We start from the raw sequence: 21,604 nt of genomic DNA on the forward strand, positions 1-21,604 counted from the left end.
CGACACCAACAGCCTGGGGACGGCGGCGGTCGGCTCGCATGCCTCCGGTAATCTGATCGCTGGCACTATCAGCAGCGGTACAGGTACCGGCGGCGCCGACAAGCAGGGCGCTGACGGCGCTCACATCGGTGGCGTGACGAGTGGTGTTTCTGACGGCAATGGGGGCTTCAACGTCACCGGCACGTACGGCACCCTGCATATCGATGCCAATGGCAATTACGACTATACTCGCACGTCCAACTCCGGCGGCACCGATACCTTCCACTACACCCTGACCGACAGCGACGGTGACGTTAGCAATCAAGCCAATCTCACCATTTCTCTGACCGCAACGGCGCAGCTCTTCGTCGGCTCCAACGACAGCGACGACAATCCCAGTGACCCGCCGCATTTCGTCGATACGTCGCCGAACGTAAGGGGTGTGATCAATGGCAGCGCGGGCGACGACACCGTCGTTGGAGATCCGGGCGCGACGCCGACCATCTCTGCGGGTGCCAGCGCCAATGTGGTGCTGATCCTCGACACAACGAACAGCCTGACCGCCCAGCAGATGACGGCGATGCAGCAGGCGGTGGGAGCGTTACTCAACAGCCTTTACAATTCAGGTGCCGCCAATGTGCGGGTGGCCCTATTCGCCTTTGGCGGCGGATACAAGGAACTGGGCGTGTTCGACATCGTGTCGGGCAGCACAAAGAACCTGTCTGCTTTAACGACCGCGCTCGACGCAGCGAACGCTGACAGCACGATCGATAATACCGGTAAGCATCTGTACATCGGCTCCGATCCGGGCAGCGGCACCAGCTATGCGAGCGGCCTCGATGCGGTGATCGACTATCTCACGCCCGGCGGCACGACCGTAGCTACCGGTACCACCTCACTTAGCGGCGATGGCGTTGCGGAAAGTCCGCTTAGCGCTGCCTCGGTCAACAAGGTGATCTTCATTTCGGATGGCGAGCCGACGACCGACGCGACCGCGGCGCAGATCAATACCATCACTGGTACGGGCGCCGGCCAATACGGCTACACAATCGAGGCCGTCGGCCTCAACGTAGCCGGTAGCCAGAGCGCAGTGGACGCGCTCAACGCGCTGGACAGCGGCCATTCCTACACCAATGTGGTGAATCCCAGCGACCTGACCGGCGTTGTCGGCAGCCTGGCCGGCAGCGGCGTCGTACAGTCCGCGGCGGGTAACGACATCATCAACGGTGGCGCCGGCAAGGACATCATCTACGGCGATGTCATGAACACCGACGTTCTCAGGGCCGCGGCGGGCTTGTCTGCGGCGACATATCCGGCCGGCTCCGGCTGGGCTGTATTTGCAGCACTTGAAGGTACGACCACCGCATTCACCACGGCTAATGACCCGGGTGGCGACGGCGCGCAATGGACGCGCGCCGACACACTCGCCTATATTGCTTCGCATCAACGTGAACTGGCCACGGAAAGCGGTCGCACCGGCGGTGACGACACCATTACCGGCGGCACGGGCGACGACATCATTTTCGCCCAGGAAGGCAACGACAAGATCAACTACGCGCAAGGCGACGGCAAGGACACCGTCGATGGCGGCACCGGCTCGGACACGTTGTACATCACCGGCGCCACCGGCACCGTCACCATCGCTGCGGCGACGGGAGGCACCGATATCGTGCCGGCCACAGGCCCGAACTCGACCGATATCATCGTCACCATGTCGGATGGCGGCTCCATACGCATGGATAGTGTCGAGGACATCGACATTACCGCCGGCCCTGGCGGCGTGAACATTCAATACATCGGCTCGCTGGCGAGTACTGCCCTCGACACCTCGACCGTCACCGTCCATGGCGGCACGGGCGACGATATTCTCGATCTCACACAGCGCGGCAACAGCGATCCTCACAAGGTGATTGCCGACGGTGGCGCTCAGACCACCGCAGACATCGTGAAGCTGGATTTCAGCGTCAGCGAAATCACTGGGATCGAGGCGATTTCCGGTGGCGTGAAGATCACCCATGCCGGCGGTGCTGGCACCATCACCGACGAGTTCACCAATTTCGAAAGCTTTCAGTTCGAAGGTGGTGTCACCAAGAACCTGGCCGGCGTGCTGGCCATCGATCTGATCCCGCCGACAGTGACCTCTGTGGCCTATGGAGCAAACGACGGCGCGCTGGCTCTGGGCGAGGCGGTCACCCTAACTGTCAAGTTCAGCGAGGCAGTTGTTGTTGATACGACCAGCGGCTCGCCGGTTCTGAATCTCAATACCGGCGGGACAGCGAGTTATTCGGGAGGCTCGGGCACCGATACGCTCATTTTCACCTACACTCCGGCCACCGGCCAGACGACAGCGGACTTGGCGCTGGCGGCTTCGGCCGTCACCTTGGGTGGTGCGGTTATCACAGATACGTCAGGAAACGTAGCGACTCTGACCGGCGCGAATGGCGTCAATCCGACGGGCACGCTGGTGGTTGACACCACTGCACCGACGGCCACCATGAGCAGCACGATCACCACCAACACCGGCGCGACAGGTACGATCTCCAGCGGCGGCAACACCAAGGACAACACATTGCTGTTGTCCGGTACGGTGAGCGACACCGGCGGAAGCGGTGTGTCCCTGGTCCAGATCTATGACGGTGTCACCTTGCTGGGCACCGCGACGGTGAACAGCGGCAACTGGTCGTACACAACCTCAGCATTGGGCGACGGAGCCCACAGCTTCACGGCTAAGGCGACCGACGTTGCCGGCAATACATTCACGACCGCAGTGCCGGTAACCGCAACCGTCGACGCGACCGCGCCGACGGTGGCCATGAGCGGCACGATCACCACCGATACGGGGGCTGCGGGAACCATCACCAGCGGTGGCACGACGAAGGACAACACACTGCTGCTGTCCGGCACGGTCGGTGACACCGGTGGAAGCGGCGTATCCACGGTCCAGATCTATGACGGCGCCACCTTGTTGGGCGCCGCCACGGTCACCAGCGGTGCCTGGTCGTACACGACATCGGCTCTGGGTAACGGGTCGCACAGCTTTACCGCGAAGGTGACAGATGGTGCCGGCAATACGTTCACGACCGCAACGCCAGTAACTGCAACCATCGACGCAACCGCGCCGACGGTGACCATGAGCAGCACCATCACGACCAACACTGGCGTGACGGGCACCATCACCAGCGGCGGCTCCACGAAGGACAACACGTTGCTGTTGTCCGGCACGGTGAGCGACACCGGCGGAAGCGGTGTGTCGTCAGTCCAGATCTACGACGGCGCCACCTTGTTGGGCGCCGCCACGGTCACCAGCGGCAACTGGTCGTACACGACCTCGGCCTTGGGCGATGGAGCCCACAGCTTCACGGCGAAGGCGACAGACGGTGCCGGAAATACATCCACGACCGCAACGCCAGTAACTGCAACCGTCGACATCACCGCGCCGACGGCAACCATGAGCAGCACCATCACCACCGACACTGGTGCGGCAGGAACCATCACCAGCGGCGGCCTCACGAAGGACAATACCCTGCTGCTGTCCGGCACGGTGAGCGACACTGGCGGAAGCGGTGTGTCACTGGTCCAGATCTATGACGGTGTCACCTTGCTGGGCACCGCCACGGTGAACAGCGGCAACTGGTCCTACACGACCAGCGCTTTGGGTAATGGGTCGCACAGCTTCACGGCCAAGGTGACGGACGGTGCCGGAAACACATTCACGACCGCAACACCGGTGACCGCAACTGTGGACGCGACAGCGCCGACGGTCACGATGAGCAACACGATCACCACTGATACCGGCGCGACGGGGACCATCTCCGGCGGCGGCACCACGAAAGACAATACATTGCTGTTGTCCGGCACGGTGAGCGACACCGGCGGAAGCGGTGTGTCGTCAGTCCAGATCTACGACGGCAGCACCTTGTTGGGCACCGCCACGGTGAACAGCGGCAACTGGTCGTACACAACGACCGCCCTGGGTGATGGAGCTCACAGCTTCACCGCCGTCGCCACAGATGCTGTGGGTAACCAGACGACAACGACGCCTGCACGCACGGCAACCATCGACGCGACAGCGCCGACCGACATCGTTTTCACGGGCAACGCAGGGCTGACCGCCGGCACGAGCAGCGGCAATACGACGGTCAGCAGCGGTTCAACATTGCTGACTTTGACCAGCAACGAGGCCGGCACCTTTAGCTTTAACGGTACCGGCAGCCAGACGGTCAGTATTGGCGGGACCAATAACGAGACCCTGTCGATCACGAACGGTGGCGTCGTGTCGACCAGCAGCCTCAGCTTCAGCACTGTACAGACGGTGACCGTGAGCGGGTCAACTGTGTCAGATTCGGCTGGGAACAACCGGGTCGAGCAATTGACGCTTTGGCTCGGCACCAACGGTAACAATACCGCGATGGACGGCAGTGCGGTCAACAACGACCAGGTGATGTACGGCTTTGATGGCAACGACACCATCAAAGGCGGCGCCGGCAATGATTGGATCGACGGCGGTACGGGCGCCGACACGCTTACCGGCGGTGGAGGAACCGATACATTCAGCTTTGCCATTGGTGATAGCGTTCTCTCGATTACCGGTTCCGGCACAAGCGGCTTGATCACCGGTTATGATACCATCACGGACTTCAAGCCAAGCTCTGGCGAGCGCATCAGCTTTGCCAGCGCTTCAGTCGCCGTCAATGCAACAGGCAACGGAACGAACTCAAGCCTGCAGGTTGAAAGTGGCCGAGTGATCGGCTCGCACAGCATTACGAACGGCATCATCACTTTCGATGATGCGCCAAGTTCCGGTGGCAGCACCGGCGTAGGCTATAGTGCGGAGTATCAGCTCACCACGTTGGCTCAGGTTGCGGCTGCCGTTCAGTACCTTCAGGGTGTCGACATCGGCACCACGGGAACTGCGGTCGCCTTCGCCGCGATGATCGGTGGTGTCGATCACACCTTCCTTTACATTCAGGGCAGCGACAACGGTGCCCAGAACAACGGTGGAAATCCAAACAGCAATGACGTTCTCATTGACCTTGTCGGGGTGAATGCAACATCACTCACGGCATCCGGCGACCAATTCAGCGTGGCTGGAACGACTAGCGTCGACCCCGTTGTGCTCGACCTCGATCACAACGGCTTCGCATTCACCTCGCAGGAGAATGGTGTTCAATTCGACATCAACCACGACGGGGTGAAGGACCATGTTGCGTGGACCAATGGTCACGACGGCATGCTGGCGCTCGACATCAACGGTAACGGCAAGATCGACAGCGGCAGCGAGTTGTTTACCCCGAACTTCGCGGGCGGAAACTTTGCCGATGGTCTTGCGGCACTCGCCAGCCTCGACAGCAACCAGGACGGCGTGGTCGACAGCAAGGATCAGGCCTTTGCTAAGCTCTCGGTCTGGCAAGATGCCAACCACAATGGAATCACCGATGTGGGCGAACTGCTGTCGTTGACCAGCCTTGGCATCACCGGCATCGATCTCGCTGCAACGGCGGGGACGGGCGCTATCGATGGCCAGTCGATTGCTGCGAACGGCACCTTCACCTATGCCGATGGCTCGAAGGGTTCGTTCGTGGAAGTCAACCTCAATGCTTCGCTCGGGGAAATCACGGATGGCAATAACAGCAGCCATACGGTCTCCGGCACGAACGGCGTCGCGGATACGTTCGCGCTGCCGGCGAGCACGCTGGGACACGCCGATACGATCCTTAACTTCAACAATGCGGAAGGTGACAAGATCGATCTCTCTGCACTTCTCGATCAGGTCTTTGCGCCGAGCTCGAATGTGGAGAACTTCGTCCACCTCGCTCAGTCCGGCAACGATGTCACCGTTCAGGTCGACACCACCGGTCAGGGCAATTTCGCCGGCGGCTCACACGATGTAGCCGTGCTTGCGGGGTTTGCCGGCACCAGCCATGGTGACATCATCAACGCCACGTTCGCCAGCACCGAGCATCAGCTCCATCTGGCGGCCACGACCTAAGCCACCTCACAAGACGAACAAACCCGCCGGAGCGAACCGGCGGGTTTTTCTTTGGCTTTTCGGACGGATGCCTGATGCGGGGCTTTGCTTCGCCGCGCTTTCCTATTCAAATGTTTCGTCCGCCTTTGCCGTCGCCGACAGTGACGCTGATCTTTTGTACTTCGGTGCGGCCGTTCGGATACTTGACCTCAAGCGTCACGACATCCACGCCGATGAAGTCAGTCTTTGATTTGTAGAACGCAACATAGCCGGGCACCTCAAGCGCTAGGCACTGCTTGTAGTTGGTAGCAGTGACTTTCCCGCGTTTGACCTCAACCGTCCCGTTCGCAGGCGGGCTCAGAAGGCGGATGGTAGGGAGAACGCCGGAACTACAATCCGGCTGCACATTGAGATAGACGCCGACCCGGATTGGCTTCGCCGTAGCTCCCTTGGCCGTGCGCTCCACTGTTTGAGCATCTTGGGCGTGAGCAGACACGCCTAAACCCGCCAGGATCAATACACCAGTTGCGAAAGCCCTTCCGATTCCAATCCGGTGCCTGACATGTAGAATCTTGTTGCTCACGATCGTCCCCATAGTCACGCCTGTAGGTCTTGTACCGACCGAAGTCTACCACGCGACCGTTGCCACCGCACCGCGATAGCAGGTGCAGTGGTGGGTATTCTTAAGGAACACCTGTGCTGCGAAAACCGTCAGAGCAGAAGCGGAAAATTGGTCAGTCCCGATGCTCCCGAAGACGACTGAATGTCGCTTAGGTCGAGGTTCACGGCCGTGTCCTGGACAGCTGCATCGCTCGGAAGCGCCATACCCCAGGGATCGGCTGCTGCTGGTGCGAAGGCCTTGTCGTCGCTGTTCATGCGCTGGCTCAGATAAGGCGAGGCAAACAGGCTCACTCCACCTGTATCCAGCGCCACAAGCGGCGTGAACTGCGGCAGATCGCTGTCAGCGAACAATGTCCCGCGCCGGTTGTCGAGAATGGTCCAGCCGCTATCCTTGCGCACTGCGAGCACCGCGTGATCCTCACGGACAGCGCGGTCACGCACCAAGAGAATGCGAAGATCCTGTTCAGGAATGCCAGCTTCCCGCAGCACCATGTATTTTGCAATTGCATAATCCTCGCAGTCGCCCCGGCCAGTGCGTAGCGAAGCCAGCGGAGAAGACCACAGATCGACCTCGCCATGCTGGATGAGGTCGCTGGTGTAGCGGATCGCGGTGTTGATAAGGCGATTGACGGTCTCGAGCCTTGCCGCGCCGTTGCGTTCACGCACGTCATCGACCATCAGCATAAACCGTTTGGCAGCGCTACTGCAGGTCGAAGAATTCGCCTTGCAGCTCGAAATCTCGCTCATCTCTTTGTCAATCTGGCTCTTTACGCTGCGCCACTTGCGCCACAACATCCCTTCGGGAGCGCGGAAAGTGAAGAGGCCAAAAGGCTCGGTTGTCGAGAGTTGTGACTGCTCGACAACGGTGAATTCGCTGGGCGCGTCCGAAATAACGCTATCGCTTGCGACGGAGGCGAGTCGAACGGGCTCGTTCGGAACGGACTTGCCATCAAGCTTTGCCAAAACGCTGTTGATCGAAAAGAAGCGGGCGCCTGTCGCGGCCTGCGTCGGGACCGGCGGTACTGGCGACTCCAGCATCGACGGGGTAACGAGGTCGTCGAAAATATACTTCCTGGGTTTGGCCCTTGAGGCGGCCTCCCCAGGAAAAACGCCAACTGTCAAAACCGCGAGGCCAACAATTACCCCTGTAACGGTACGCGCCGTTGAAAAACTTGCCATGATAACGCCCCTGCATCCCGGGAGCGTCGGCCAACCTTAAAAGCTGATCCCGTTCCCGTGTGATGGAGCGATCATTGAATGGAGGCGGCTAGCGCAGCGTTAAACGGCGCGGGCAGGGGCGGGTATTCTGCGCCGCAGAGTGAAGAGCCAGAAACAGAATACGTAGAATTTGAAATATCGCCGATGGGTAACGCAGCGTTAATGCTGACTATTTCGTTACCGAAAGGCTTCAACGCTCGCGAAGAGCTTCATCGCGAAGCATACGGGCGGGCTTCACGACATAATCGAGCACCGATTTTGCGCCAGTCAGAATTTCCACGGTGGAAACCATGCCGGGAATGATCGGAAGCGGAGTTTCGGTGGTTCCAAGATGGTTCTTGTCTGTGCGAACCATGACTCGATAGAACGTTTCGCCCTTTTCACCGCGCTCGGGCTTGTCGTCGGCTATCGTATCCGCGCTGATACGCTCGACCTTCCCCTTGAGAGAGCCATAGACCGACGAATCGTAAGCGGTAATCTTGACTACCGCATCCTGTCCCGCCCTGATAAACGCGATGTCCTGCGGACGAATTCGGCCCTCGACAAGCAGGCTGTCATCTAGCGGAACAATGTCCATCAGGTTCGCGCCCGGCTGAACCACTGCTCCGACAGTGGTCACGTTCAGCTTATTGACAATGCCGTTAACCGGAGATTTGAGATCGGCCCGGCGGACGCGATCCTGCGCGGACTTGATATTCTCTTCCAGCACAGCCAGATCTCCGCGAGATTTAGCCAGATCTTCTTCCGACTGCGACCGGAACGCGGTCTTGATATTGGTGATGCGCGATTGCGTTTCGGCAAGTTGCCCACGAATTTCGCTGGCCTGCCGTTCGAGACGCAACATCTCAATCTCGGGCACTACCTTTTGCGCATACAGATTGCGGGTGATTTCTACCTCGCGGCTGAGCAGTTTGAGTGAGGCGGCAAGCCGCGTTTCCTGCTGCGCGAGAACGTCGATGTCTTGAGATACTTTCTTCACGCGCGCAGTAAACAGGTTCTGCTCGGTTTCTACGATCTGGGGGGCGAGCTTGACGAGTTCCTCTGGGAAGATGGGCTTTTCAGCGCCGATCACTTCAGCCTGAAGGCGCGCAACACGTGCAGCGTTTGACGCGCGCCGTTCACGAACCTCACCAAGGTCTGCTGAAAACTTGGTGTCGTCAATTCTCATCAAAACCTGGCCTTGCTTTACGATATCTCCTTCCCGCACCAGAATTTCCAGGACCAGCCCGCCTTCGAGACTTTGCAGAACCTGAGTCTGACGGGAGGAAATCACCCGGCCGTTACCGCGTTTGACTTCGTCGAGGACGGCAAAATGCGCCCAGACAACGCCAACTACAAGAAGCGCCAATGTACACAGTAAGACCAGCCGCGATGTGCGCGGCGTGCGCAACTCGACCGCAGCTCGAATATCATTTGCGAAAGCAAAGTCAGACTGCTGCATTTGTTTTCACGATAGGTTTGTCGAACTTCGGTGCTTCGGCTGCCCGCTTTGCTCCAGCCTGAAGACTGGCGAGAACGCTTTCGCGGGGGCCATCGGCCACGAGTTTGCCCTGTTCAAAAACAAGAATCCGGTTGACTAGCGTCAATAGGGAAGGGCGGTGGGTCGAGACGATGATCGTCATGTCGGACATCGCTATTGATTTCAGACGATCAAGGAATTCCGCCTCGCTGCGTACATCGAAATGCGCAGTCGGTTCATCCATGAAGATGATCTTGGGTTTCCGGATCATGGCACGTGCCAAGCCGATGGCTTGCTTTTGCCCGCCGGAAAGGCTGCGGCCCCCCTCGCTGATCGGCATATCGTAACCGAGCGGATGGCCGGCGATGAACTGCTCGACACCGGACAGGCGAGCGACTTCGATGACTTCTTCGTCGCTGGCTGACGGTTTTCCGAGTGTGATGTTGTCACGCAGCTTTCCGAAGAACAGGTCGGTATCTTGCATGACGAAGCCGACGCCGGCGCGAAGGTCAGCCGGGTCATACTGACGTGAATCGATACCATCGATGGCGATACTGCCTTCAAGCGGTTCGTAGAATCCGGTCAAGAGGCGACCGACCGTCGTCTTCCCCGAGCCGACGCGGCCAATGATGGCAACTCGCTCTCCCGGAGCGATCTTGAACGACACATTTTCAAGCGCGCTTTGCTTGGTGCCAGGGTAGCGGAAGCTTACGTTGTCGAAACTGACGGCGCCTCGTTCGATCTTCCGGGTTACGAAAGCGCGACCCGGCGGGCGTTCGCGTTCAAGTGACATCAGCCGGTCGATCGAACGCAACGCGCTTACTGTCTGGGTCGCCCGGGTGATAACGGATGCAAGGCTCGAAATCGGGGCCAGTACGCGGCCGGACAGCATGTTTGCGGCAATCAGGGCGCCCATGGTGATCTTGCCGTCGAGAATCAGGAAGACGCCGATCACCACCAGCAACATGCTCGTGATCTGCTGAGCGGAGCTTGAAATCGTCAGGGCAAGCGATGACCAGAAATGGACATCTTCGCCCGAGCGCGCCGTTGCTGCTACGGATCGCTCCCAGAGGGTTTGCATGCGGGATTCTGCACCCGTGGCGCGAACGGTTTCAATGCCTGACAATGATTCGATAAGCACGCCATGCCGCGCAGCCGATTCCGCCTGCAGCCTCTTCATGGCACGGTCGAGCGGCCGCTGGAGAATGAAGCCGGTTGCGATAATGATCGGCAACATCAGCAAGGGAATCCATGCGAGCGGGCCCGCAATAACAAAGAGTATGCCGATAAATATCATCGCAAAGATAAGGTCAGTGGTTGCGACCACCGTTCCCGATGTAAAAAACTCCCTTACTGAATCGAAATCCCTCATTTGGTTGGCGAGAATGCCAACAGACGCCGGTCTGTTTGCCATTTTCACTGCGAGGATATGCTCGAAAATATTGGCGGCGAGCACGACATCGATCTTCTTGCCCGTCAGATCGACGATCCGGCTTCGGACAATCCGGATGACGAAATCGAAAACGATTGCGAGGCCAAGGCCGACAGCAAGAGCAACAAGAGACGGGATCGCTCCGTTCGGGACGACGCGATCGTAGACGTTCATCGTAAATAGCGGTGCAGCCAGGGCCAGCAAGTTAACGAGGAGTGCCGCGAGCGCAACATGTCCGTAATTCGATCCGAATTTGCGGACCACGGACCAGAACCAGTGTGATTGAGGGAGATCGCCCGCGGCAACCGTGCGCGCGTCAGCTGTCGCTGCGGGTTTGACCAGGAACGCATAGCCGGAATAGAGCGAGGCCAGCGCAGCAATGGTGAGATTTTTCGTCGCGTCGGGTCGCTCCGGGTCTATGACGTGAGCCGTTTCACCGGCCGCATCGACGCCTGTCATGATCAACGGCATGCCGTCCTTCAAGATCAGTAGAACCGGTAAAACGAGAGCGGGAATGTCGAGGAGCGCGCGTTTGACCGGCTCAATCTCGAGCCCGGCGCGCAAGCCTGCACGTTCGACGAGCGTAGCGGTCAGCCGGCCGTTGACGATGGGCAGGCCGGCTATCAAGGCTTCACGGCTAATGGATCGTCCATGAAAGCCAGCAAGGTAGACCAGCGCAGACGCAAGCGGATCCCTTAAGCGACCACCGGTCTCGGGCCCGCTTGGCATCGACGCATTTCGTTCAATTGCCGCTTCGGGTTTCAAGGGTTGTCGTCCTGCCAGGGGTCAATGCGTTATCCTAGCCCGGTCGGTTAAAAAGATAAGAAAACCTTAATGTTAAGACTAATGTGGGAGCGCTCGCGCCCGCATTTGTCGGCTGTTCCTGGCCCTTGCTTCGGACGCTTAACCCGGCAGTTTCAACGTCCGGGCTGCGTCCCGACGCTTGGCCATTTTGATGCGGCGTCGATCAGCTCCTGCGCAGGATTCGAGCCCTGCCACCGGCCTGAGAAACTGTCGTTTCCGGGTCCTGGGCTGAATCCAGTGGCAGACGCATAGTTCAAAGCTGGAACCGGTTCGACCCGCTTAACGGGCAAAGGCTCGGGGCCCGAATTTGGCGTGTGGAGAATGATAGGTGGCAATTTGGTGGGGAACAGACCGAAAGGTTCAACGTCTAGCGGCGCGGAATCGGCCGGTGGCGGTGCCTTTACATATTCGATCAGGCCCCCCATGGCAGCAAGCAACTGATAGTCAGCGAACACTGCAACGCTTTGCGAAGAGACCAGTGAGACGAACCCGTTAAAAAGCTGGTTCTGACCGTTCAACAAATCGACCAGCGAGCGTTGACCGAGCTCATACTCTTTCTGGTAGGAGACGATGACTTTCCGATCGGACGCGATTTGCCGCTGCAAAGCGGCAATTCGGTCTGCGGTCAGCGTGCGCGCAGCCCAGGCCTTATCGATTGATTCCACAGCATCCCGCTGAAGCCGCGCGTGCCGCATCGTTCCTTCAACATATCGCTCCGCCATTTCGGATCGGCGCCATGTATCCTGGCCACCCCGGAAGATGTCCCAGCTTACGACAACCTTTCCGCTGACATCATCGCGCTTGCCAACATATGAGTTGGCATCGATGCCCGATGCCGCGCGGCCTTCCAGATACACGTTTGGAACGAACGCGCCGGACGTGCTGCGGAACGCATACTTCGCCGCTCGCGCATCCGCTTCTGCAGCCTGGATAGTGGGATTGAATTTGATAGCGACAGCGAGCGACTCATCCTTCGTTCTGGGAAGCCCCGGAAGGCGGTTGGGATTGCGCAGGTTGAACGGTTCAAGGCCGACCGACTTGCGATACTTCGCGCGGGCTTCGTCGAGGCTTTGGCGGAAACCTGCCAGGGTCGCCACCGCGTTCTCCACGCGCTCACGGGTCTGTTCTAGATCGCCTTCGCCCGCGCGGCCGCCGTTGAAGCGGGCCTGCACGTTTGCAAACAGGCTGCGATGGACACGCACGTTGTCTTCGGCAATCGTGATCAGGCGGGTGTAGCGAATGACATCGATGTAGGCCTCGGCGGCGTCGAGGGCCAGCAACTCTGTTCTTTCATGGACGCGCGCTGCAGCGGCGTTCACGCGTGCAGACTGTCGCCAGATTTCGTTCAGAGATGTAAATCCGTCGAAAATCAGCTGGCGTCCGACAATCGAAACATCGCGCCCGTTTCGCCATGTATCGTTGCCCAGCGGTGCGGGCACAACTTGCTGATTGAAGCGTTCCGGGCCGGCGCGAGCTTCGATTCGTACCTGCGGCAGCAGTGTTGATTGTTGTTGGCGTAATTCCGATTCGGTGGCGCGACGGTTAGCCGCCGCCTCTCCAACTCCGGGATGTGTCGCTATGGCTTGCTTTAGTGCATCGTTGATTGAAAACGCTTGCCCATAAGCCATCGGGGAAAGCGAGCAGCCCAGCAAGAACGCTGGAACGGCGAAAAATGATGCGCGCATCAGAAAATCCCCTACGCCGAAAATACTTAAAAATTTCTTCACAACTACCGTTTTGACCTTACCAGAACACACATGGGGCGAAATAACGTCTTTACCGAGTTTCGGGAACTGTGGCGCGAGCGCAACGAATTTTGACTTAAAAGGTACTTAAATACCCGAAATCCTTCACTATATTGCGAAAATGTCTGCTCGGCATTGGCCGGGCGGACGCAATCTGGATCACCTCGAGCGCGAAGTCGAGAACTTGAGGTATCGGCTATTGCGGCGAGCCGGCCGTCCCCATTTAGCGCGATAGCGATAAGCAGCGGCTGACTAAGGAATCCTCGAGGATGCGTGTTGGAGCGGGCTTTTCGCTCCAATAAGTCCGGTTCATGGGCTGAGAACGGAATCTACCCGGAGACGGGCGCGATCAACACTGCGTCGCCAGCCAGCCGGCACGCTTTCAGCGAGTCTCTGGTTAAGCGGAAGACCTCCGGTTAGCGTTAGCAACCGCGGCAGCGGCGGTCCGGTTCTCAACTCCAAGTTTCGCGTAAATCTGTTCAAGGTGCTTGTCGATAGTACGCGGGCTCAGGCCGAGGATCTGGGCAATGTCGCGATTGGTCTTGCCCTTGCTGAGCCACGACAAGACCTCTCCTTCACGCAGGGTCAGTCCGAGTTGTTTGCTGAATTCATCAGGAGAACTGGAAGCTGCATCATTGGCCAGTCTGAACAGAAACTCATCCGGACTGAGCCGCCCCACGTAATGAATCCGAAATTTACTGTTGCGGTCCAGCGATTGATCTGACGGCGCCCTGGCATCGCCGTTTCCTTTGGAAATCTGATCGAGCCAGGCAAGCCATGATGCAGGAAGCTCGAATTTCCTGCCGGTGGCATCGAGCGGATCTGGACACAGCAATTTTTGGGCCTGCGGTGTCGCCCAGATCATCTGACCAAGATGATCGGAGACGAAGAGAAAGCGCCCGGATACGTCGAGGGCCGCGCGCGCGCTGTGAGTCATGCGGGCATTGGCGGTGTGAACCTTTATCCGCGCCAGCATCTCGGCGATCACGATCGGCTTTGTAACGTAATCGACGCCGCCGGCCTCAAGACCGCGCACGATATGCTCCGTTTCGGCGAGACCGGTCATGAAGATGACCGGAACATTGGCAAGCCCTGCCTCACGTTTGAGGCGTCGGCACGTCTCAAATCCATCGATGCCAGGCATCACCGCATCGAGTAAAATCACATCGGGAGTGATCTGCTCGCCGATGCGCAGGGCGGACGCACCGTCGAGCGCAACCATCACTGTCATGCCGGCGCCATCCAGCGCATCGGTCAGCATGCGCAGTGTCTCCGGCGAGTCGTCGACGATCAGCACGGTGTCGCGTGATTTGGCTTCAATGCTCATGGCGCTGCACATTCTGAAGGGTTGCCATGTATTGCCCGAGATCGAACCGTTCCACCAGCGAACGCATCTGCGACACGAAAGCCGCATGCTCCGGATGATCGTTGTTGATCTGGTCGAGCTTGAGGTGGATGGCTGTGACGTAGCCGATTTGTCCGAGATCGATCAACTCATTGACATATTGAACGGGCGGCCCCGGATCGTCGTTAGCATTCCATGTGGCGACTTCGGCCTCGCTCGGCTGAACCGGGCCGGGTTCATACGACCACTCGATCTTGAGCAACTGGCCGATCAGTTCCAGCAGGCGCGGGACATCGATCGGCTTCATCAGGTAGCCGTCATGGAACGGCTGCGCCAGCGGCGTGCCGTGAGCTTCAAGCGCGCTCGCCGAGATCATCAGGATGCGGGCATTGTGATGGCCGGCCGTGCGGAGGCTTTCGGCGACCGACCAGCCGTCGGTCTCGCCCATCGAGATGTCGAGCAGGAACATGTCCGGCTGGCAGTGCTGCGCGAGATTGAGACAGGTCGCGCCGTCTGGCGCGCTCAAGATGATGAAACCGAGGGGGGCCAGGACTTCACGCAGCAGATCGCGGTGAGTTGGATCGTCGTCGGTGATGAGGATGGTCTTGCGCGGGCCGTGGTAGCCGTAGATCGGCGCATTGATCGCCTTGATGCGTGTGGGGTTGGTGACCTCCGACAGCAGCATCTTGACCTGAAATGTGCTGCCCTTTCCGACGGTGCTGGTGACGCGGATGTCACCGCCCATCACGCCAGCAAGCAGCTTGCTGATGGTCAGGCCGAGGCCCGTTCCGGTTTGCGGCTGGGAGATGCCGAGGGCGCCGCGCTCGAACGGCGCAAAGATGCGCTCCAGATCGTCGGCGTGAATGCCGGGGCCGGTGTCGCGCACCTCGAATTCCGCGACCGGGCTGCGGTAATGCACGATGAAATGCACGCTGCCGCTCTGGGTGAACTTGATCGCGTTCGACAGGAGGTTGATGAGAATTTGCCGCAGACGTTTCTCGTCGGCATAGACAACAGGGGGCAGGGTTTCAGGCCGCTGAAACACGAAGTCCACGTTTTTTGCCGCGGCCTGAAGTCGGAACATGCCGACAAGCTGGTCGAGAAACGCGTGCAGCCGAACTTCGTCACGCGACAGATGAAGCCGTCCGGCCTCGATCTTGGAAATGTCGAGCAGACCATCGATCAGACCCGAAAGATGATCGGCGCTGCGGCGAACGACGCGGATCTGGTCGCGCGGCTTCGGCTGGATGGTCGCGTCCTGTTCGAGCAGTTGTGCGTATCCGCTGATGGCGTTGAGAGGTGAGCGCAGTTCGTGGCTCAATCCGACCACGTAGCGACTCTTGGCGAGGTTGGCGGATTCGGCGACTTCCTTGGCGCGCTGAAGCTCCATGTCGGTCTGCCGGTGGGCGTCGATCTCCTGCATCAGCAGCGTGGTCTGCCGTCTGGTTTCGGCCTCAGCAGCCTGGCGGCTCTGCCGCGCCAGCACGAACAGCCATGCCACCACGCCGATGATGATCGAGAGCGCGAAGAAAACTTTCCATAGCACGTCGGAGAGTTGAATCTGATCGAACCGGATCGCGGTGGAGGTCTGAAGGTAAATCAGGGCAAGCGTCAGCCCGACCAGTCCCGCAGACAGCGCAAACACGCCGAGATAATGCCCGAGCTGCGAGTTGATCCGCGCGTATATGAACTCCGGAAGCATCTTGCCAAGGGTTTCGGAAAACTGGGCCTGTACCCGCGCATGCGGCTTGCACAGATCATGGCAGCGGGCATCGAGCGAGCAGCACAGCGAGCAGATCGGACCGGCATAGGCTGGACAGGAAGCCATGTCTTCCGGCTCGAACGCATGTTCACAGATACAGCACTTGATCGTTTCGAGGTTCTGCCAGCTCCGCTTGGGTTTTCGCGCGATATAATACTTTCCACCCGTCGCCCACGCGATCACCGGCGCGGTCAGGAATGCCACGGTCAACGCCACGAATGGCGCAAGCGCCTTCGCTGTGGTTCCAAAGAAGCCGTAGAATGCGCTGATCGAAACGATCGTCGCGATCGTCATCGCGCCGACGCCGACCGGATTGATGTCGTAGAGATGCGCGCGCTTGAACTCCATGTGTTGCGGGCGCAGGCCGAGCGGCTTGTTGACAATGAGATCGGCGACCAGCGCGCCGACCCATGCGATGGCGACGTTCGAGTAGAGCGCCAGCGTTTGCTCCAGCGCCTTGTAGACGCCGATCTCCATCAGCAGCAGCGCGACCAGCACATTGAACACCAGCCACACCACGCGGCCTGGATGGCTGTGCGTCAGGCGCGAGAAGAAATTCGACCATGCGATCGAGCCTGCATAGGCGTTGGTGACGTTGATCTTGAGCTGCGACAGGATGACGAACGTGCCGGTTAGGGCCAGTGCGAGATCAGGCTGCGCGAGCACGTAGCGGAACGCTTCGAGATACATGTGCGCGGGCTCGGCGGCGTATTCGGCGGTTACGCCGTGCTTGATCGCAAAGAATGCGAGAAACGATCCGGCCAGCATCTTGATCGCGCCGGGCACGATCCAGCCGGGACCGGCGCTGATCATCGCAATCCACCATGCGCGCTTCGAGGTCCGGCGGTCGCGCGGCAGAAACCGCAGGAAGTCGACCTGTTCGCCGATCTGCGCAACCAGCGCGAACACCACGGAAGCTGCGGTTCCGAACAACAGCAGGTCGAGATGGCCTGATGGATTGCCATGCTCGCCCGGAAACGCGGTCCACTCGGTAAACGAGCCGGGGCTTTTGATGGCGATGGCCGCGAAGGGCAGAATGTGGAGCAGAACCCAGAACGGCTGGGTCCACAACTGGAAGCGGCTGATCAGTGTGATGCCGTGAGTGACCAGCGGGATGATGACCACCGCGCTGATGAGATAGCCGATCGGGCGGGGGATGCCGAAGCATAGTTCCAGCGCCATCGCGAGAATGACGGCCTCGATGGCGAAGAAGATGAAAGTGAAGGACGCGTAGATCAGCGACGTGATCGTCGAGCCGATGTAGCCGAACCCGGCGCCGCGGGTGAGCAGATCGATGTCGACGCCGTATCTGGCGGCATAATAGGCAATCGGCAGCCCGCAGCAGAAAATGATGGCACTGACCACCAAGATCGCGGCGGTGGCGTTGGTAACCCCGTAGTTCAGCGTGATCGTGCCGCCGATGGCTTCCAGCGCGAGAAACGAGATTGCGCCCAGCGCCGTATTCGCCACGCGCGCCGCCGACCAGCGGCGCGCACTCTTGGCCGTGAAGCGAAGCGCGTAGTCCTCAAGGGTCTGGTTCGCAACCCATTGATTATATTGGCGCCTGACGCGGTCTATCCGCTGCCGCCCGGCCACTTTGATCTCCATCGTCACGCGCTTTGCGTCCTGATCCTGTTCCGAAAATCTACGTCGCGCTTTTGCGGTGCCGTATGCGCGATTTCGCGTATCTGTGCGCTGCACAATCCGGGCCATCTTTTCCCCATCAAGACGGTTTTCCAGCAAAAAGGGGTGGTCATGTCAGACGACAAAAATCAGGGCTTACAGTCCGCGTTCCGGCGAAAAATGCTGATGGGGATGGCGGCGCTGCCCGCCATGTCACTGGTCTCAAAGCCATCGTTCGGTGCCGGGCCGGCAACATCCGCGGTCAACACCACAGGCCTTGCGGTTACCGACACCGAAGTCACGGTCGGAATCCTGCACTCCGTGACCGGCACCATGGCGATCTCGGAAACGGGATCGGTGCAGGCTGAAAAGCTGGCCATCGAGCAGATCAACGCGTCGGGCGGCGTACTCGGCCGCAAGATCAAGTTCATCCAGGAAGACGGCGCGTCCGATTGGCCGACCTTCGCCGAAAAGGCAAAGAAGCTACTGGTCAACGACAAGTGCGCATCTGTGATGGGCTGTTGGACCTCGGCGTCGCGCAAGGCGGTGCTGCCGGTGTTCGAGCAGTACAACGGCATGCTCTACTATCCGACCTTCTATGAAGGCCTCGAGCAGTCGAAGAACGTCATCTACACCGGCCAGGAAGCCACCCAGCAGATCATCGCCGGTCTCGACTGGGTCAACAAGACCAAGGGCGCCAAGACATTCTATCTGCTCGGCTCGGACTACATCTGGCCGCGCACCTCGAACAAGATCGCGCGCAAGCACATCGAAGGCCATCTCGCCGGCTCGAAGGTTGTCGGCGAAGAATACTTCCCGCTCGGTCACACCCAGTTCAACTCGGTCATCAACAAGATCAAGCTGACCAAGCCGGATGTGATCTACGCCATCATCGTCGGCGGCTCGAATGTCGCCTTCTACAAGCAGCTCAAGGCGGCCGGCATCGACCTGTCGAAGCAGACGCTGCTGACCATCTCGGTCACCGAGGACGAAATCGACGGTATCGGCGGCGAGAACATCGCCGGCGCATTCGCCTGCATGAAATACTTCCAGTCGCTCGACAACCCGAATAACAAGGAATTCGTAGCGGCCTTCAAGAAGATGTGGGGCGAAAAGACCGTGATTGGAGACGTCACACAGGCTGCCTATCTCGGCCCGTGGCTCTGGAAAATGACGGTCGAGAAAGCTGGCAGCTTCGACATCGACAAGATCGCCGAAGCGTCAACCGGCATCGAGTTCACCAAGGCGCCGGAAGGCTACGTCAAGATCCACAAGAACCATCACCTGTGGTCCAAGACGCGCGTCGGTCTCGCCGGTCTCGATGGCCAGTTCAAGGTAGTCTACGAGACGCCCGATCTGATCGAGCCCGATCCGTTCCCCAAGGGCTACCAGTAAGTCTCTCTTCGATAGCTGAGCTCCCTGGCGTGGATCGTCAGTCCACGCCCGCCGCCCTCGCGCCGCGGATTCGTCTGCGGCGCGAGACTTCCTCTTCGCGGAGAATTGAAATGTTCGGCGACTATTCGATTGGTGATCTTGGCGCAATCTTTGCGATGCAAGGCTTCGCAGGTCTCATTCTTTTCTCCGTTTACGTTCTGATGGCGCTTGGCCTCGCGATCATTTTCGGCCAGATGGGCGTCATCAACATGGCGCACGGCGAATTCATGATCCTTGGCGCCTACGTCACGTGGATGACGTCGAATTTCTTTCAGGCCTATTTGCCCTCGCTGTTCAGCGGCTACTTCTTCATCGCTATGATCCTTGCGTTCATCGCATCCGGCGCGCTCGGAATGCTGGTGGAGTGGGCGCTGATACGCCATCTCTACAAGCGCCCGCTGGATACGCTGCTCGCGACCTGGGGCCTGAGCCTGATCCTGCAGCAGGCCTATCGCTCGATCTTCGGCGCACGTGAAGTCGGCGTCGAACTGCCGCAGTGGATGCTGGGCTCGCTGAAACTCACCGACACCATTGAAGTGCCCATCAACGGCATCTTCGTGATGTGCCTGACGGTGCTGATCACCGTTGCCGTCGCCTACATCATGTACAGGTCGCGCTGGGGGCGACAGGTCCGCGCCGTGGTGCAGAACCGCGTGATGGCCGGCGCTGTCGGCATCAACACCGAGAAGGTCGACCGCTATACCTTCGGCCTCGGATGCGGCATCGCAGGTGTTGCAGGTTCAGCCTTCACGATGATCGGTTCCACGGGCCCGACCTCCGGCCAGCTCTACATCGTCGATACCTTCCTGGTGGTCGTGTTTGGCGGCGCGGCGAGCCTGCTCGGCACCATTGCCTCGGCTTTCACCATCTCCCAAGCCCAGTCGACCATGGAGTTCTTCATGTCGGGATCGATGGCCAAGGTTCTCACGCTGCTCGCGATTGTCGGCATCCTCATGCTGCGGCCGCAGGGGCTGTTCGCCCTCAAGGTCCGGAAGTGAAAAGGCCAGGAAGATGTCCAAGAAAAGCTCCGAACCAACTGTTGTCGCCAAGACCGTGCACGACAATCCGCGCTTCACGAACCGCTCCGAACTCATCGGCATCATTGCGCTGGCGGTACTGCTGGTCGTCATCCTGCCGCTGACGCTGGATATTTTCCGGCTAAATCTGGTCGCCAAGTATCTCACTTACGCGTTCGTCGCGATCGGCCTTGTCATTTGCTGGGGATACGGTGGCATTCTCAGCCTGGGGCAGGGCGTGTTCTTCGGCCTCGGCGGTTACTGCATGGCGATGTTCCTCAAGCTGGAAGCATCCAGCGTTGCGAACACCAAGATCCAGTCGACGCCCGGAATTCCGGACTTCATGGACTGGAATCAGCTCACGCAGTTGCCCTTCTTCTGGAAACCGTTTCACAGTTTGTCGTTCACGATCATCGCGATCATCGCAGTGCCCGCGATTTTTGCCTTCATCATCGGCGCCGCGATGTTCAAGCGCCGCGTCGGCGGCACCTACTTCGCCATCATCACCCAGGCGATCGCGGCGATCCTGACGATTCTGATTATCGGTCAGCAGGGCTACACCGGCGGCGTGAACGGCATTACCGATCTGCGCACGCTGAAGGGCTGGGATATCCGCACCGACAATGCCAAGTTCATCCTCTACTTCGTGGAAGTGGCATTGCTGTTCGGATGCATCGGCATCGCGCAGTTTATTCGTCATTCAAAACTTGGGCGTATTCTGGTTGCGATGCGCGAGAAGGAGGATCGCGTCCGGTTCTCCGGCTACAGTGTCGCCAACTTCAAGATTTTCGCTTTCTGCGCGGCGGCAGTGTTCGCCTCTATCGGCGGCGCGCTGTTCGCCCTCGAAATCGGTTTCATGTCGCCGTCCTTCGTCGGCATCGTGCCATCAATCGAGATGGTAATCTATGCCGCCGTCGGCGGGCGTCTCTCCATCCTCGGCGCGGTCTACGGAACACTTCTCGTCAATTTCGCCAAAACCAGCCTGTCGGAATCCTTCCCGGAACTGTGGCTGTTCGGCCTCGGCGGTCTGTTCATTGCAGTGGTGCTGGCTTTCCCGAACGGTCTCGCCGGTATCTGGCGCGATCACATCCAGAGCCGCATCGACCGTCTGATCTCATCGCGCAAGCCGAAGGCGGACGGCAAGAACGGCTGGACCGGCGGCTCGGTCGCCGACGGCGCACCGGCGGAATAGGAGCAC

11 protein-coding genes are annotated in these 21,604 nt (G+C 59.4%); 4 read left to right on the forward strand and 7 right to left on the reverse strand.

Features of this window, described 5'->3' with window-relative positions:
• The first annotated feature begins 133 nt into the window (after nt 1-133).
• Nucleotides 134-5,968, forward strand: coding sequence for an Ig-like domain-containing protein (locus tag HMPREF9695_RS25235; protein ID WP_157223912.1), 5,835 nt, complete (start codon nt 134-136; stop codon nt 5,966-5,968).
• Between the two features lie 106 nt (nt 5,969-6,074).
• Here the strand turns inward: HMPREF9695_RS25235 and HMPREF9695_RS06845 are convergent, their stop codons facing one another.
• From HMPREF9695_RS06845 to HMPREF9695_RS06875, 7 genes are all read right to left on the reverse strand, one after another.
• Nucleotides 6,075-6,542 carry a hypothetical protein gene (locus HMPREF9695_RS06845; RefSeq protein ID WP_006020095.1) on the reverse strand — a complete coding sequence of 156 codons (468 nt, stop codon included), beginning with the start codon at nt 6,540-6,542 and terminating at the stop codon, nt 6,075-6,077.
• A 116-nt stretch (nt 6,543-6,658) separates the two neighbouring features.
• Nucleotides 6,659-7,747 carry a transglutaminase-like cysteine peptidase gene (locus tag HMPREF9695_RS06850; RefSeq protein WP_006020096.1) on the reverse strand — a complete coding sequence of 363 codons (1,089 nt, stop codon included), beginning with the start codon at nt 7,745-7,747 and terminating at the stop codon, nt 6,659-6,661.
• Between the two features lie 229 nt (nt 7,748-7,976).
• Complete coding sequence (locus HMPREF9695_RS06855) at nt 7,977-9,227, reverse strand: HlyD family type I secretion periplasmic adaptor subunit (RefSeq protein ID WP_006020097.1); 1,251 nt, start codon at nt 9,225-9,227, stop codon at nt 7,977-7,979.
• Complete coding sequence (locus HMPREF9695_RS06860) at nt 9,214-11,406, reverse strand: type I secretion system permease/ATPase (RefSeq protein ID WP_051054967.1); 2,193 nt, start codon at nt 11,404-11,406, stop codon at nt 9,214-9,216. The genes HMPREF9695_RS06855 and HMPREF9695_RS06860 overlap by 14 nt, the downstream gene beginning before the upstream one ends.
• A 188-nt stretch (nt 11,407-11,594) precedes the next feature.
• On the reverse strand, nt 11,595-13,109 hold the full coding sequence (locus tag HMPREF9695_RS06865; RefSeq protein ID WP_051054999.1) for a TolC family outer membrane protein: 1,515 nt from the start codon (nt 13,107-13,109) through the stop codon (nt 11,595-11,597).
• Nucleotides 13,110-13,623: 514 nt separating this feature from the next.
• Entirely contained in the window at nt 13,624-14,553 is a 930-nt protein-coding gene (locus HMPREF9695_RS06870) for a response regulator transcription factor (RefSeq protein WP_006020100.1), read from the reverse strand.
• Nucleotides 14,543-17,929: a hybrid sensor histidine kinase/response regulator gene (locus HMPREF9695_RS06875; protein WP_041711453.1), complete on the reverse strand. Its 3,387-nt coding sequence runs from the start codon at nt 17,927-17,929 to the stop codon at nt 14,543-14,545. Before HMPREF9695_RS06875 ends, HMPREF9695_RS06870 begins: the two co-directional genes overlap by 11 nt.
• A gap of 159 nt (nt 17,930-18,088) precedes the next feature.
• On the opposite strand from HMPREF9695_RS06875, the gene urtA reads away from it, so the two are divergent.
• From urtA to urtC, 3 genes are all read left to right on the forward strand, one after another.
• The gene (gene urtA / locus HMPREF9695_RS06880; protein ID WP_006020102.1) at nt 18,089-19,351 is read left to right on the forward strand and encodes an urea ABC transporter substrate-binding protein; all 1,263 of its coding nucleotides are present in this window, start codon (nt 18,089-18,091) and stop codon (nt 19,349-19,351) included.
• Between the two features lie 110 nt (nt 19,352-19,461).
• The gene (gene urtB, locus HMPREF9695_RS06885) at nt 19,462-20,388 is read left to right on the forward strand and encodes an urea ABC transporter permease subunit UrtB (protein ID WP_006020103.1); all 927 of its coding nucleotides are present in this window, start codon (nt 19,462-19,464) and stop codon (nt 20,386-20,388) included.
• A 13-nt stretch (nt 20,389-20,401) separates the two neighbouring features.
• Nucleotides 20,402-21,598, forward strand: coding sequence for an urea ABC transporter permease subunit UrtC (gene urtC / locus HMPREF9695_RS06890; protein WP_006020104.1), 1,197 nt, complete (start codon nt 20,402-20,404; stop codon nt 21,596-21,598).
• The last annotated feature ends 6 nt before the right edge of the window (nt 21,599-21,604 follow it).

This window comes from Afipia broomeae ATCC 49717, from assembly GCF_000314675.2.
GTDB lineage: Bacteria > Pseudomonadota > Alphaproteobacteria > Rhizobiales > Xanthobacteraceae > Afipia > Afipia broomeae.

Bases quoted from the DNA above. Each gene is read 5' to 3' on its own strand.
- HMPREF9695_RS06845 (WP_006020095.1), bottom strand. From the start codon at position 6,542: ATGGGGACGATCGTGAGCAACAAGATTCTACATGTCAGGCACCGGATT.
- HMPREF9695_RS06850 (WP_006020096.1), bottom strand. From the start codon at position 7,747: ATGGCAAGTTTTTCAACGGCGCGTACCGTTACAGGGGTAATTGTTGGC.
- HMPREF9695_RS06855 (WP_006020097.1), bottom strand. From the start codon at position 9,227: ATGCAGCAGTCTGACTTTGCTTTCGCAAATGATATTCGAGCTGCGGTC.
- HMPREF9695_RS06860 (WP_051054967.1), bottom strand. From the start codon at position 11,406: ATGCCAAGCGGGCCCGAGACCGGTGGTCGCTTAAGGGATCCGCTTGCG.
- HMPREF9695_RS06865 (WP_051054999.1), bottom strand. From the start codon at position 13,109: ATGGCTTATGGGCAAGCGTTTTCAATCAACGATGCACTAAAGCAAGCC.
- HMPREF9695_RS06870 (WP_006020100.1), bottom strand. From the start codon at position 14,553: ATGAGCATTGAAGCCAAATCACGCGACACCGTGCTGATCGTCGACGAC.
- urtA (WP_006020102.1), top strand. From the start codon at position 18,089: ATGTCAGACGACAAAAATCAGGGCTTACAGTCCGCGTTCCGGCGAAAA.
- urtB (WP_006020103.1), top strand. From the start codon at position 19,462: ATGTTCGGCGACTATTCGATTGGTGATCTTGGCGCAATCTTTGCGATG.
- urtC (WP_006020104.1), top strand. From the start codon at position 20,402: ATGTCCAAGAAAAGCTCCGAACCAACTGTTGTCGCCAAGACCGTGCAC.